The organism is Howardella ureilytica (assembly GCF_054657495.1).
This window is the reverse complement of record NZ_BAAHYP010000006.1, coordinates 1-13,980: the sequence shown is the minus strand read 5'-3', so window position 1 is coordinate 13,980 and position 13,980 is coordinate 1. Positions and strand designations below refer to the sequence as shown.

Sequence of the window (13,980 nt, the reverse complement as noted above, 5' to 3'; positions counted from 1 at the left end):
TTATAAAATAATCTTTTTACGGAAATGATGTTAAAACCGTGTTTTATATTTTATTTACAATAAAAAAGCAAAATAACAAATGTCTATTTGCTATTTCGCTTTTAAAATAAATTTATTTCAAATACTGTTCATAAAAGCTTTCAAATCTTACCGGAAGCGAAGTTGCTCCGTTTACTGATTTTTTATTCCAAATACCGTTATTTACTTCGACATAAATATTATTTTCAAACTTTAAAAACTGATTTTCAAAGAATTCATTTTTACGCTGTTCTCTGAGTAAAACTAAATTGGCGTCGGTTTTAGCCTGTTCATTATCGGATGAACATTTAATGATATAATATCTTCCTTTAGATTCAACAATTCCGCTTGTCTGACCTGAAGATAAGGCGTATGCGGCATCTTCAAAAGCTTTATCAAACTGACCTCTTTTCATCTCGACTGTATAATCGGAATTACCGTTATACTCTAAGGCAACGTCGGAGAAATTTTTACCGGATGACAGCTTATTGCTTGCTTCTTCAATTTTCTCTTTTGAATCCGCTGTGATGTATTGAACGGAAATAACTCTTGCTTCATCGGCGCTTACTTCATAATCGCTTTTTGAATATAATATATCCGCGGTTTCGTCGGCAATTGCATATTGTCTGAACAGTTCTTCAAGTTTCGTGACATCGGCTCCTATGGCCGTACGCTGTTCAGGAGTAAGAGCCTGATAATATGCATTGGCGGCTATGGCAATATCGTTATTTTTTAAATGTGAAAGGCTTATACCCTCTTTTTCGGCATAGACATTAAGAGTTGCAATTCTGGAGAGTCTGCTTTCAACATTTGATTTTAAATAATCGTCAATACTTGTATTACCGATATTCTTTGTAAAAAGATCGTCATTGGCTACCTGTTCATATAACGATTTTTCGTCTGACAGAAATATATTGGCGGCCATTTCAGAAATATTCTCATTATCGGCACGCATAACATTTCCGCTCGGAACTCCGAATGTAAAATATACGAAGTGACCGTTAAAAAATATTCCGTATACGGTAATTGCGGCAGCAACTATACCCAATATAATAAATGATTTGTTTTTTTTGCTTTTTATAATTCTTTTTTTCATATTATTACAGATTGTATATCTTTCTGATTGTTTCAGGAACATCAGAAACAACAAACTTAGCGTGCTGCTTAACTAAATCATCTGCACTTTCCATGACAAATGAATTATCAACACTCTCAAACATTGAAATGTCATTAAAATTATCGCCGAATGCAATCGCATCATAAGAACTGAGTCCGAAAAGTTTTAAAACAGATTTTAATGCAACGCCCTTACTGACTCCCGGATTCATAAAATCAAAAAAAATACTGCTCGACATGGTTGTATTAACATATTTTCTCCATGTCTCATCAATATTCATTTTATCTTCTTTTGTAAATCCGTCAAAGGAACATGCCGTAATCTTAAGGACGTCTTCCGTAATCCCAAAGAAATCATCCGTAATTGTGGACGTATACAGTATTTTTTCATTACCTTTTCTGAAATGATCATAAAAGTTCTTTGATAAATACACGGTATCCTTTGTAGAGATAATAGGTTCATACTTTTTATTTGATAAAATGTATTTGACAATGCCGTGAACCAATGATTTGTTCATGCAGCTTTCATGTATTATCTCATTTTTGTAGGAAACATATGCACCGTTTTCGGCAATAAATACAATATTGTCGGCTACCGGTTCAAACAGCATTTTCAAACTTGCAAGCTGTCTGCCGCTTGCTGCAACAAATAAGACACCCTGAGCGTACAGGGTGTTTATTAAATCAAAAAAGTCGTTATCTAATGTCTGTTTTCCGTCTTTTAGCAGTGTGCCGTCAATATCACTGGCAATCAGACGTTTCAATTTTTGCCGTCTGTTATTGCTCTGTTAAATGCAGACTCTAATGCATCGATGGAAGCTCTCATAATATCGGGATCCACGCCGGCTCCGAAATATGACTTACCGTTATTATCCGTAATACCTACATATGCTATGGCTGTGGAATCGGATCCCACTGTCATGGCATGTTCCTCATATGTTGTTACATCATAATCTAATCCAAAGTGAGCTTTAATAACGTTGCATACGGCATTGAGTCGTCCGTTTCCTCTTTGGGATTCTATTGTTTTATTTCCGTTCTCAACAAATGTAACGCTTGCGGTAATCGTCTTATCGTCTTCCTGAATAAAATGTACTCCGTTAATTGCAAATGCATCATTATATTTAATATATCTTTTATCAAATATATCCTTAACTTCCTGATGAGAAAGTTCCTTATGTTCGATATCAGATACATTTTTAACGGCATATCCCAAGTCTTCACGCATTGTCTTAGGAATGTCAAGTCCGTAATTCTGTTCAAGAATATATGCAACGCCGCCCTTTCCGGACTGGCTGTTTATTCTGATTACATCTGAATCGTATGTTCTTCCCACATCTTCCGGGTTGATAGGTAAATAAGGAACAGACCATTTTTCAGGTTCTTTTTCAGCTCTGTAGTGTAATCCCTTTGAAATGGCATCCTGATGCGAACCTGAGAATGCTGCAAAAACAAGCTGACCGCAATATGGCTGTCTCGGACTTACGGTCATTCTTGTAAGTCTCTCGTATTTCTCTGCAATGGATGTAATATCTGAGAAATCAAGTTCAGGATTAACGCCGTGGGAATACATATTCATTGCAACCGTAATAATATCCGTATTACCGGTTCTTTCGCCGTTACCGAATAAAGTTCCCTCTATTCTGTCGGCTCCGGCAAGTAATCCGAGTTCTGCGCATGCAACGCCTGTTCCTCTGTCGTTATGAGGATGTAATGAAATAAGTACTCCGTCTCTGTTATGAATATATTTATGCATATATTCTACCTGCTGTGCGTATACATGAGGAAGAGACTCTTCAACCGTTGCAGGTAAGTTAAGAATACATTTCTTATCAGGCGTAGGCTGCCATATGTCGATTACGGCATTACTTACTTCAAGAGCGTATTCAGGCTCGGTACCCGTAAAACTTTCTGGACTGTATTCAAACACAATATTGCCTTTTTCGTTGGCTGCAAGTTCCTTGAGCATATGAGCGCCTTCCATGGCAATCTTTTTAATATCTTCCTTAGATTTCTTAAATACTTGTTCTCTTTGGTTTTTTGATACCGAATTATAAACATGAACAACGGCGTTCTTGGCACCTGAAATTGCCTCGAATGTCTTTTTGATAATATGTTCCCTTGCCTGTGTAAGAACCTGTACGGTTACATCGTCGGGAATCATGTTCTTTTCTATTAATGTGCGTAAGAATTCATATTCTGTCTCGGAGGCAGCCGGAAATCCTACTTCAATATGTTTGAAACCGATTTTGAGAAGCATATTGAAGTACTCCAACTTTTCTTCCAAACTCATAGGTTCGATAAGAGCCTGATTACCGTCTCTTAGGTCAACAGAACACCATATCGGAGCCTTTTCTATATACTCTTTTTTTACCCAGTCAATGCATTCGACCGGTGGCATAAAATAGCCTCTGCTATACTGCTTATGATCAAACATACCAATTACCTCCTGTTAAAATTTCGCTCATTTATTAAAAATATAAGTCCGGCGAACGACATATATTGGCAATAGTTTAACTAAATAAACATATATTTGTCAATATTTAATGCGGTCACCGGACTATATACGGTCTTGATTATTCTTCTTTTTTAGTACATTGATTAACTGTGTCGTTACTGTTGACATCAATTCCGCGAGGTTCCACCAGAGTGGAAAATACAATCTGTGTGGACGTTCTGCCGAATTGCTGGAGCTGTCCGATAAATATATCGAGATCCTCAGTACTCTTAAACACTACCTTCAGAAGCATGGAATACACACCTGTTACGCAGTTACATTCAATAACTGACGGACATTTATTAATAAATTCGTAGAAATCCTGCTTTCTTACGGGAGCAACTTCCACATTAATAAATGCCGTTATGTTGTATCCTAATTTTTTATAATCAACTTTTGCTTCATACTTGAGAATGATACCCTCTTCTTCAAGCCTTTCGATTCTTGCCGATACCGCCGGTGATGACAGAAAAACTTTTTCCGCCAGGTTCTTTAGGGGTAGTCGAGCATTGTCCTGCAAAAGTGTAACAAGTTTCTTATCTATACGATCCATACATAGCCTCCGTAATGTTCAATCAGCAGAGATTATAAGATTCCGCTTAAAAAGTCTGACTTATGGATTTATAATCTGAACACACTATTGATTAATAATATAATATCGTCTATATAATAATCTTTATTTAACAATGTTTCAAGTTGATTTTATATATGAATATTAATAATTTATGAATAATTTTATAAATGTATAAATCGCGTTTAAATATTGATGTCTTTTAAAAAGCGTGACGGTTTAGAGATTTTACCGCGTTCTCTGTTATGAAAACTTATATAAAGATTATTTTCGGCTCGTGTCATTGCTACATAGAACAGTCTCCGCTCCTCTTCCGTTGCGCCGGGCGTCAATGCTTTTCTTGAAGGAATGCTTCCCTCATTTGCTCCCATTATCCAAACAGAGTCATATTCCAGGCCTTTTGAAGAATGTATTGTGGATACGGTTATTCTCACACGGCTGTTTTCGGGTTTTGACGATTTCTCATAGGATGCTTTTATACGTTCATTATATCCGGATACGTATTTCAGAAGATCTTTGACGGTTGAAAAACCGGATGACAACCTGCATAAGAATAAAATATTTTCTTTTATTATTTCCGGTTTCACATTTTTATATTCATCTCTTTTGCTTAAAAAACCACTGATATTAAATTGATTTTCCAAAAAAATAATTGCCGCCGCAGGCGGTAAGGTTGCCGTAAATTCCATTTGTTCTCTTAATTTATTTATTTTGTCAATCAGAAAATCGTCACCTGCGGCATATTTTATCATGTTGGAATATACATCCGAATTTCCGTTTACCGATGCGGACTTTATTCCGATATTTACGATATACAATATTATATAAAATGAATCAGTATCGTACATATCGGCTGCCCCCTTTAAAAAAATAATCAAAAGTTTAAAAACATCTTTTTCAAAAATATTGTCTATTTTGTCTTTTAAATAAAAATCAATATTTTCTGCCATAAGCAGGTTGGATATTCTCTTTAAACCCTGATTGGTCCTTGCAAGCACGCATACGGATTTATCGGTGCTTTTCTCCTCATCGATAATGTTTTTTATAAAATTAAGTACATGCACCGCTTCGCTGTTTTCGTCTTCCGCCTTAATTATTTTGAAATTACCGTTGTGTTTTCGAACCGCAATCGTCTCCTTATTAAATCTTTTAATATTGTTTTTTATGAGGGTGGATGATAATTGAACTATCTTCTTGGCACATCTGTAATTATTTTTGAGATAATATTTACATGAATCAGGGAAAATATCTTTAAACATAAGCATAATATCCGGATTAGCGCCTCTGAATGAATAAATACTCTGATCTTCATCGCCTACGGCAAATAAATTCTTTTCATCTCCCAAAAGCAGCATAATCATATAAAGCTGGCTTAAATCCGTATCCTGAAATTCGTCAACCAGTATGTAACGAGTCGTATCTCTGAACTTTTTTAATACTTTATCATCGACTGACAATGTATTAATCGCATTTTTTATCATATCATCATATGTAATAAGTTTTCGCTGCTTTAATATTCGATCATACATGCTATATATAAATACAAATTGAGATGAATTCAATATTATAGGTTTATAGTCCGAAAGTATTTTTTTATTTAATTCTGCATTGAAAATATCTTTTATGAATGTATTATCCTGTATTTTTTTGCAATTATTAACATTGAACAACATATCATTAAAAGAATTGTTATAATTTGATATTTCATTCAAAATCATTTTGTTGAATTTATCGCCCGTAACGGTGACGAGTTCTCTCTTTGCCGCCTCATTTGAAACATAATTAAGCAGCTGCGCCTGTTCTGTTCCATTAATAATTTCGTATTTCTCTTCGGAATTACCTATTATTTTACATGCCAAAGCATGAATTGTGGAAAACGACGGAATACGGAATACGTCTCCGCATGCATCGTATTTATCAATAAACCTTTTTTCCATTTCATATGCGGAATTTTTCGTAAATGTCAATACAAAAATCCCATTAGGGTCTGCTCCTTGATTTATCAGATTAACGGTTCTTTCGGTCAATACAGCGGTTTTTCCGCTGCCCGGTCCCGCAAGTACAAGAGCCGGTCCTTTCATATGGTGAATTGCCTTTAATTGTTCAACTGAAAACTGCATGATATCTCCTTTTTAAATATTTGAATTATACGGTTGTATGTAATAAGATTATGAACAGTTATTTTATTTGGAGGATTATTATGGATTACGCTAAGGAAGCATTACGATTACATAGAGAAAAACAGGGAAAAATAGAAATAAATTCAAGAGTTGAGGTTAAAAATGATACAGATCTTGCCCTTGCATATACCCCGGGCGTTGCCGCTCCGTGCCTTGCGATAAAAGATGATGTTAATGAATCATACAATCTTACAAGAAGAGGGAATCTTTGCGCCGTAATTACGGACGGAAGTGCCGTTCTGGGTCTCGGTGATATAGGTCCTGAGGCGGGAATGCCCGTAATGGAAGGCAAGTGTGTACTTTTTAAGGAATTCGGAGGAGTGGATGCATTTCCTATATGTATAAAGACAAAGGATGTTGATGAATTTGTGGAAACGGTTGTAAATATATCAGGTTCATTCGGCGGAATTAACCTTGAAGACATATCTGCTCCCCGTTGTTTTGAAATAGAAAAAAAATTAAAAGAAAGATGTGATATTCCCGTTTTTCATGACGATCAGCACGGCACGGCCATTATTACATTGGCAGGTTTAACAAATGCCTTAAAAGTTGTGGGAAAAGATAAAAGTGTAAAAATAGTTACTTCGGGTTCCGGAGCCGCCGGTATAGCAATAGTAAAGTTACTCCTTTCGGCGGGATATAAAAATATAATTATGACGGACAGACACGGTGCCATAGCAGCCGGACGCGACAATCTTAATCCCGTAAAAAAAGAAATGGCAAAAATAACTAATCCGAACAATGAATCGGGAAGTCTGTCGGATGTTATAAAAGAAGCCGATGTCTTCATAGGAATATCCGCTCCCGGACTTCTTACCGCGGATATGGTAAAAACAATGAATAAAGACGCCGTAATATTTGCATGCGCCAATCCCGTTCCGGAGATTATGCCGGATGAGGCAAGGAAAGGCGGCGCTAAGGTAATCGCTACGGGAAGAAGCGATTATCCTAATCAGATAAACAATGTACTTGCGTTTCCGGGAATATTCAGGGGCGCTTTTGATGTTCGCGCAAGTGAGATAAATGAAGAGATGAAAATGGCGGCTGCCAAAGCAATAGCCGACCTTGTTTCGGAGGATGAATTAAGTCCGGATTATATTATACCGAAAGCTTTTGACGAAAGAGTCGGTAAAGCCGTATCAAAAGCCGTTGCCGATGCCGCAAAAAAAACAAATGTATCAAGAATATAATCAATTCATATAAGATATTTTAATAAAACTCCTGTCGTTTATTGAGCATTACTCAATTTAACGGGCAGGAGTTTTATTGTGTAAATCCGTTACGGACTGACCGGTTATACCGTATAATCCATACAGCTTCTTGAACATACGAAAGGTTTTACATACTTTTCGGCAACTTCGATATGCTTAGGATGATTTGCATAATTTTTAAGAGCTTCTTCATCTATAAGAAGTGAAGTTAACATAACATCAACCGTAGAAGTGTCCAGCGGATATATATTTACACTGATTGATAACAATCCTTCAACATCATTTCTAAGGTCTTCCAAATGAGTCTTCATATTATCAAGTATGTGTTCTTTATCCATCGACTGAATATCATCATTTAATTTCCACATAACAATATGTTTAACCATGAGAGTCCTCCAAATATAAATAATAGAATCAGTATACTATATACATAACCTAATTTTATAACAAAATAGCCGTAATAATTTATAATTATATTCAATAAAAAGCACAATACTTAAATTATAATCATATTAAATATTTTTCGGAGTTTTCTTCGTGACGTGTAAATATTTTTATAAATATTACTTATTTTCATATATATATTTATTAACTTCTATCATTCGGTCTCTTAATCTTGCGGCTTCTTCAAAATTAAGTTCGGCAGCGGCTTTATGCATGTTTTTCTCAATGCTGCTCTTAAGTTTTTTGAGTTCTCCGATATTCATGGATTCAATATCTTTTTCTATTGTTTTGGAAGGCGTATCCGCATCGGCGGCTTTTGTAATACTTATAAGGTCTCTTACGGCTTTTTTAATTGTTTTAGGAGTAATTCCGTGCTCTTTATTATACTTTTCCTGAATACTTCTTCTTCTGGCCGTTTCGTCAATGGCTTTTTGCATGGAATCCGTTATTTTATCGGCATACATGATAACATGTCCGTCTGCATTTCTTGCGGCTCTGCCTATTGTCTGAATAAGTGATGTTTCCGTACGAAGGAAGCCCTCCTTATCGGCGTCGATTATGGCAACAAGGCTTATTTCCGGAATATCAAGTCCCTCTCTCAGCAGGTTGATGCCTATAAGAACATCAAAAGCGTCAAGTCTCATATCTCTTATTATTTTTTGTCTTTCAAGAGTATCTATGTCGGCGTGAAGATAATTAACCCTTATACCGACTTCTTTCAGATAAAGTGTCAAATCTTCCGCCATTTTCTTTGTTAAGGTGGTTATCAGTATCTTGCCCTTCTTTGCGACTTCTTTATTAATCTCTGAAATAAGATCGTCAATCTGACCTTTAACAGGTCTTACGTCTATCTTAGGATCGAGAAGACCCGTAGGTCTGATAACCTGCTCTGCTCTGAGTATTTCATGTTCTTTTTCATACTTTGCAGGCGTTGCGGAAACAAACAGCATTTGCGAAATTTTGCTTTCAAATTCCTCAAAACTTAAAGGTCTGTTGTCAAGAGCGCTCGGCAATCTGAATCCGTAATCCACGAGAGTATTTTTTCTTGAACGGTCTCCCGCATACATTCCGCCTATTTGAGGAATTGTAATATGTGATTCATCCACAATTATAAGAAAATCTTTCGGGAAATAGTCAATGAGAGTATACGGAGCTTCACCTGCCGTTCGTCCCGCCAAATGTCTTGAATAATTTTCTATGCCGGAACAGAATCCCGTTTCCTCAAGCATTTCTATGTCGAAGTTGGTTCTCTCCTCTATTCTTTGGGCTTCAAGCAGCTTATCTTCGGATTTAAAATATTGCACCCTTTCCTTTAATTCTTTCTTTATCGCCTCTATGGCTTTTTCCTGTTTATTGTTATCGACAACGAAATGAGAATTAGGGAAAATAACCGTATGAGTCAGAACACCTTTAACTTCTCCCGTAAGAGAATCAAAAACCGATATTCTGTCTATTTCATCACCGAAGAATTCTATTCTTACGGCGTCGTCGGATGATGATGCGGGAAATACTTCAAGGACATCTCCTCTTACACGAAATGTTCCGCGGTGAAAATCCTGTTCGTTACGGTTATATTGGATATCTATAAGTTTTCTGATTATATCATCTCTGTCTCTTATATCGCCGGGTCTGAGTGAAACAGTCATGTTTTTGTAGTCAATAGGCGCTCCGAGACCGTAAATGCACGAAACGGATGCTACTATAATTACATCGGTTCGTTCCGAAAGGGATGCTGTCGCCGAATGTCTTAACTTATCTATTTCATCATTTATTGCAGAATCCTTTGCAATATAAGTATCCGAAGACGGTACATATGCTTCCGGCTGATAATAATCATAATATGATACAAAATATTCAACTGCATTCTCGGGAAAAAACTGTTTAAGTTCCCCATACAGCTGAGCCGCTAAAGTCTTATTATGAGCTATTACCAATGTGGGTTTTCCCAGCTTCTCTATAACATTTGCCATTGTAAATGTTTTTCCGGAGCCGGTAACACCTAACAGCGTTTCGAATTGGTTTCCCTCTTTGAATCCTTCCACCAGCTCTGCAATTGCCTGTGGCTGATCGCCGGTGGGAGCAAAATCGGAATGAAGCTTGAACGGTTTATGTTCTCTGTCTCCGAACACGTCCGCATCAGGCGATACAAATGCTTCTTCTTCATTAAACATAACTTACTCCTTATGTATTTCTAAATGATAAATTAAAGTAAAACATATGTTTTACTTTAATTTATCATTGTTTTATAGTATTGTATATAAAATCATAAGAATATTATACACAACGACTGTTCAATATGAAGATTAAAGTATATTGGCGGTTGTTGTTTTTCTATTGATAATTACGGCAAAGGAGAAATATAACAGTGAAACAAGGTTCAAATGCCCAAAAATTAAACAGTAAAACGAAAATAATCGCCGTTTATGCAATATTTATTGCACTTACATATATTTCTACATGGCTTATAAATATCAGATTGCCGTTTGTCGGAAGCGGAGGACTTATTCATCTGGGAAATTTTCCGATGCTCATTGCCGCCTTAGTCTTCGGTTGGAAAGCCGGAGCTGTCGCGGGAGCCTTCGGAATGGCTTTATTCGATCTTACGAGCGGATGGGTTTTATGGTCGCCGTTCACATTTGTCATTGTAGGTCTTATGGGAATGGTCGTAGGATTATTTGCCGAGAAAAAACCTATAAAAAATTACGTGATAAACTCAATCATCTCCGTGATTATTGCCATTGTAATAAAAGTCGGCGGATATTATCTTGCAGAAGGAATTATTTACGGTAACTGGGTTGCTCCGATAGGATCAATACCGGGAAACATTATACAGGTTTCCGTTGCGGCAGCCATCGCAATACCTGTTGCGCCGCTGTTAAAAAAGATATTAAAATATTCCGAGTAATTTATTTTCACACTGTTTTCAGTTGTAATTTTTCATTTGAATATTTACGAATACATACTGAACCATAAAAACAACCGCTTCGGGGTATTGATATGTGTCCGGGATTACGGTTACATATCAATCGATTATTCCGAGGCGGTTGTTTTTATATTCCCATATTCATGAGTTTTTTATAAATTTCATTTTTAATATTGATACGGAATACGCTGTCATCTGTTCCATATCATTTTCATAAAGCGATTTATGGTCCGGATCATCAAGGTCTTCCGCCGAGTCTTTCAAGCCCTACATCATACGGATTAAATGTAATTGTTCCGTCTTCAAGAAGAAATGCCGGCACACCCGCCTTCCCTCTTGCTTTATCATCGTCAAATTCCGGACGGTTATCTCTTAATGCCATAAATTCCTTAAAAGACCTTATGTTTTCACCGACATTTATATATCTGTACTCATCTTCTCTGCCTTCTACCTGAGGCTTAATATATTCGCAAAAAGGACATCCGTCCACACCGTATATTTTCACCATTTTCCTTATCTCCTTTTAAATTTACTATTAAATAATATTATGTTAGAATTCATTTCATTGCAAATTATAAGTTTATAAATAAATTTATCGATATGTGAAGGAAATTTTATGAATAGAAAGTCAAACACGGTTAAGACGGCACTTGCTGCGGCATTTCCTCACACCATACCCACTCTTGCAGGCTTTATATTTCTGGGAATATCTTACGGCATATATATGAGTGCATCGGGTTTTTCATTTCTTTATCCCATGTTTATGAGTGCTTTTATTTATGCCGGTTCCATGGAATTTGTAACCGTCAATTTACTTCTTACGGCATTTAATCCCTTACAGGCGTTTACTACTTCTCTGATAATTAATGCAAGACATATATTTTACGGATTATCCATGCTCGATAAATACAGAGGCACAGGATGGAAAAAGGGATATTTAATATTCGGTATGTGTGATGAGAGTTTTTCCATTAATTATACTGCAGATATTCCGCATCATGTTGACAGAGGCTGGTTTATGTTCTTTGTAAACCTCCTTAATCAGATATATTGGATAGTCGGTTCCACACTCGGAGGAATACTCGGTTCTTTTATAACGTTTAATCTGGAGGGAATAGATTTTGTAATGACGGCAATGTTTGTTGTCATTTTCCTTGAACAGTGGTTAAGTGAGAAAAAACATATCAATGCTATTATAGGACTTGCGGCGTCTGTTATCTTTCTTATATTGCTGGGACCCGATAAATTTATAATTCCTTCCATGGCTGCCATAGTCATTCTTTTGACATTTTTAAGAAAGAAATATTGTGCAGACAATGAATACGATATTAATAATAAAAAAGAAAATAAATCATATGAAATAATAAAGGAAAAACAGGATAATCATGACACTTGAACAACAGATAATTACAATAGGGATGGTTGTTCTAGGAACTGTTATAACAAGGTTTTTGCCGTTTATAATATTTCCGTCGGGTAAGACAACCCCAAAATATATTCAGTATCTCGGGAAAGTAATTCCCGGTTCCATATTCGGTCTTCTTGTTGTATATGCTCTGAGAAATACAAATGTTTTGTCGGGCAGTCACGGCATACCGGAAGCCATTGCAATCGGAATAATAATCGTTTTGCATTTGTGGAAAAGAAACATGCTTATATCAATTGCCGGAGGAACAATAAGCTATATGCTGTTAATACAGTTTATATTTAAATGATTTACAAGGCATAGCCCGGCATATAATAAATAAATTGTTTACGGCATTAACGCTATTAAAAATGTAAGACCGTATTTTAAGGATAATTAAGTATAAATTAAAAGAGTGTATGACTCATAATGAGTTATACACTCTTTGTTTTAATATTTAATATAAAACCCCGTCCTTTTCGAACCGACCTAAATTATTAAGTACGTGCTTCGAAAAAACGGGGTTTCTATTCTTTAAGTTTTATTTTGTAAGTTCTTTTTTATTACGGTATTCTTTGTTAAATCTGTTAAAGAATTTTTGAGGTATTGACGAACCGAATATTATCCCGAATGTGATGGCTATTGCAACTTCAAGCGTCCTTAGACCGTATTCTCCGGCAAGTCCGCTCTCTCTCGTAATAAGATAATATATTGTATAATATACTCCCCTACCGGGAACAAGCGGAAATATGCCGCATACGAGATAGACCGTTACCGGAACCCTTCTGATTGCGGCAATAATTCTTGCAAATATTGTCAGTCCGAAGGATGAAATAAGCATCGGCAAAACCACACCTAAATTATTGTTTGAGAGTATAAAAAATATTATCCATGCAATTCCGCCGGTAATTCCGCAATATAACAATTCCTTTACCGGAGCATTAAACAATTTAGCGAATGCAAATGTTGCAACGGCGGATACCGTAAAATGTATGATGATATCCATTAAAGTATTCCTCCCAAGTAGTGCGTCATAACAATCGGAATATAGATTCCGAGCGCGATACACATGGTTGTAATAAGCGTATCCGCAAGTTTTATTATTCCTGACATATAATTTTTGTTATACAACTCTCTTATTGATGTCGTAAAGGCAACTCCGGGAAGCAGCGGCATTATTCCGCCTATTACCACCATGTTGCTTCCCGTAAGTACTCCGATCTGAACCAAAAGAGTCGATAAAAGCGCCACAGTCATGCTGCCGAATGTTACGGTTAGAAACTTATTAACATTAAAACGGGAAAGTGTGGCAACACACAACTGCTCTACCACTCCTATCAGGGATCCAAACAATACGTCTGTTAAGGTTCCGCCGAATATATAAGTAAACGCCCCTATTCCTATTGCACAGAATAACAGTCCGGTAAGTAACGAAGTTTCAGGAACGGCCTCGCATTCTTCAAGTTTTTTTCTGGCTTCATCTATATTATATTTTAATTTTCCTATATCTCTTACCAACTGGTTTATTTCTACTATTTTTTTCAAATGTGTTGATTCCAAAGGAACATGCCGTACTTCACTCAATGAGTCGCCGTCTTCGTCTTTAATGCTTACA

At 36.3% G+C, this 13,980-nt stretch carries 14 protein-coding genes; 4 read left to right on the top strand and 10 right to left on the bottom strand.

Translation table 11 applies throughout. The features are described 5' to 3' along the window. Window positions 1-112: 112 nt before the first annotated feature. The 5 genes from ACYQ1N_RS03975 to ACYQ1N_RS03955 all read right to left on the bottom strand — a co-directional run bounded on the left by ACYQ1N_RS03975 (window position 113) and on the right by ACYQ1N_RS03955 (window position 6,322). The gene (locus ACYQ1N_RS03975) at window positions 113-1,114 is read right to left on the bottom strand and encodes a peptidylprolyl isomerase (protein ID WP_459833019.1); all 1,002 of its coding nucleotides are present in this window, start codon (window positions 1,112-1,114) and stop codon (window positions 113-115) included. Window positions 1,115-1,118: 4 nt separating this feature from the next. Next, window positions 1,119-1,898 carry an HAD family hydrolase gene (locus tag ACYQ1N_RS03970; protein WP_459833017.1) on the bottom strand — a complete coding sequence of 260 codons (780 nt, stop codon included), beginning with the start codon at window positions 1,896-1,898 and terminating at the stop codon, window positions 1,119-1,121. Then, a complete protein-coding gene (locus ACYQ1N_RS03965; RefSeq protein WP_459833015.1) occupies window positions 1,895-3,535 on the bottom strand; it encodes a 2-isopropylmalate synthase in 1,641 nt (546 codons plus the stop codon). Before ACYQ1N_RS03965 ends, ACYQ1N_RS03970 begins: the two co-directional genes overlap by 4 nt. Before the next feature lie 175 nt (window positions 3,536-3,710). Continuing rightward, window positions 3,711-4,184, bottom strand: a complete 474-nt coding sequence (locus tag ACYQ1N_RS03960; protein ID WP_459833013.1) for an Lrp/AsnC family transcriptional regulator — start codon at window positions 4,182-4,184, stop codon at window positions 3,711-3,713. Between the two features lie 203 nt (window positions 4,185-4,387). Next, window positions 4,388-6,322, bottom strand: coding sequence for an ATP-dependent helicase (locus ACYQ1N_RS03955; RefSeq protein ID WP_459833011.1), 1,935 nt, complete (start codon window positions 6,320-6,322; stop codon window positions 4,388-4,390). 80 nt (window positions 6,323-6,402) lie between these two features. Here ACYQ1N_RS03955 and ACYQ1N_RS03950 point away from each other — a divergent pair, with 80 nt between their 5' ends. Then, window positions 6,403-7,572, top strand: coding sequence for an NAD(P)-dependent malic enzyme (locus ACYQ1N_RS03950; protein ID WP_459833009.1), 1,170 nt, complete (start codon window positions 6,403-6,405; stop codon window positions 7,570-7,572). 104 nt (window positions 7,573-7,676) lie between these two features. Here the strand turns inward: ACYQ1N_RS03950 and ACYQ1N_RS03945 are convergent, their stop codons facing one another. Then, window positions 7,677-7,979, bottom strand: coding sequence for a Dabb family protein (locus ACYQ1N_RS03945; RefSeq protein WP_459833007.1), 303 nt, complete (start codon window positions 7,977-7,979; stop codon window positions 7,677-7,679). A 177-nt stretch (window positions 7,980-8,156) separates the two neighbouring features. Continuing rightward, on the bottom strand, window positions 8,157-10,208 hold the full coding sequence (gene uvrB / locus ACYQ1N_RS03940) for an excinuclease ABC subunit UvrB (RefSeq protein WP_459833005.1): 2,052 nt from the start codon (window positions 10,206-10,208) through the stop codon (window positions 8,157-8,159). 194 nt (window positions 10,209-10,402) lie between these two features. Between uvrB and ACYQ1N_RS03935 the strand changes: the two genes are divergently transcribed. Continuing rightward, complete coding sequence (locus ACYQ1N_RS03935) at window positions 10,403-10,942, top strand: ECF transporter S component (protein ID WP_459833003.1); 540 nt, start codon at window positions 10,403-10,405, stop codon at window positions 10,940-10,942. Between the two features lie 256 nt (window positions 10,943-11,198). Here ACYQ1N_RS03935 and ACYQ1N_RS03930 read toward each other — a convergent pair whose 3' ends face one another. After that, window positions 11,199-11,468, bottom strand: a complete 270-nt coding sequence (locus ACYQ1N_RS03930; RefSeq protein WP_459833000.1) for a glutaredoxin-related protein — start codon at window positions 11,466-11,468, stop codon at window positions 11,199-11,201. Window positions 11,469-11,576: 108 nt separating this feature from the next. Between ACYQ1N_RS03930 and ACYQ1N_RS03925 the strand changes: the two genes are divergently transcribed. Then, window positions 11,577-12,356: an AzlC family ABC transporter permease gene (locus tag ACYQ1N_RS03925; RefSeq protein WP_459832998.1), complete on the top strand. Its 780-nt coding sequence runs from the start codon at window positions 11,577-11,579 to the stop codon at window positions 12,354-12,356. Next, window positions 12,346-12,675 (top strand): branched-chain amino acid transporter permease, encoded by a 330-nt coding sequence (locus ACYQ1N_RS03920; protein ID WP_459832995.1) that lies wholly within the window; start codon window positions 12,346-12,348, stop codon window positions 12,673-12,675. The genes ACYQ1N_RS03925 and ACYQ1N_RS03920 overlap by 11 nt, the downstream gene beginning before the upstream one ends. Window positions 12,676-12,906: 231 nt before the next feature. On the opposite strand, the gene ACYQ1N_RS03915 is transcribed toward ACYQ1N_RS03920, so the two are convergent. Together ACYQ1N_RS03915 and ACYQ1N_RS03910 are read right to left on the bottom strand one after the other, a co-directional pair. Beyond that, window positions 12,907-13,371 (bottom strand): threonine/serine exporter family protein, encoded by a 465-nt coding sequence (locus tag ACYQ1N_RS03915; protein ID WP_459832993.1) that lies wholly within the window; start codon window positions 13,369-13,371, stop codon window positions 12,907-12,909. After that, window positions 13,371-13,980: threonine/serine exporter family protein (locus ACYQ1N_RS03910; protein WP_459832990.1), on the bottom strand; the 610-nt coding region annotated here is incomplete at its 5' end. The genes ACYQ1N_RS03910 and ACYQ1N_RS03915, both read right to left, overlap by 1 nt.

Bases quoted from the DNA above. Each gene is read 5' to 3' on its own strand.
- ACYQ1N_RS03930 (WP_459833000.1), bottom strand. From the start codon at position 11,468: ATGGTGAAAATATACGGTGTGGACGGATGTCCTTTTTGCGAATATATT.
- ACYQ1N_RS03960 (WP_459833013.1), bottom strand. From the start codon at position 4,184: ATGGATCGTATAGATAAGAAACTTGTTACACTTTTGCAGGACAATGCT.
- uvrB (WP_459833005.1), bottom strand. From the start codon at position 10,208: ATGTTTAATGAAGAAGAAGCATTTGTATCGCCTGATGCGGACGTGTTC.
- ACYQ1N_RS03965 (WP_459833015.1), bottom strand. From the start codon at position 3,535: ATGCCACCGGTCGAATGCATTGACTGGGTAAAAAAAGAGTATATAGAA.
- ACYQ1N_RS03925 (WP_459832998.1), top strand. From the start codon at position 11,577: ATGAATAGAAAGTCAAACACGGTTAAGACGGCACTTGCTGCGGCATTT.
- ACYQ1N_RS03915 (WP_459832993.1), bottom strand. From the start codon at position 13,371: ATGGATATCATCATACATTTTACGGTATCCGCCGTTGCAACATTTGCA.
- ACYQ1N_RS03955 (WP_459833011.1), bottom strand. From the start codon at position 6,322: ATGCAGTTTTCAGTTGAACAATTAAAGGCAATTCACCATATGAAAGGA.
- ACYQ1N_RS03950 (WP_459833009.1), top strand. From the start codon at position 6,403: ATGGATTACGCTAAGGAAGCATTACGATTACATAGAGAAAAACAGGGA.
- ACYQ1N_RS03945 (WP_459833007.1), bottom strand. From the start codon at position 7,979: ATGGTTAAACATATTGTTATGTGGAAATTAAATGATGATATTCAGTCG.
- ACYQ1N_RS03975 (WP_459833019.1), bottom strand. From the start codon at position 1,114: ATGAAAAAAAGAATTATAAAAAGCAAAAAAAACAAATCATTTATTATA.
- ACYQ1N_RS03920 (WP_459832995.1), top strand. From the start codon at position 12,346: ATGACACTTGAACAACAGATAATTACAATAGGGATGGTTGTTCTAGGA.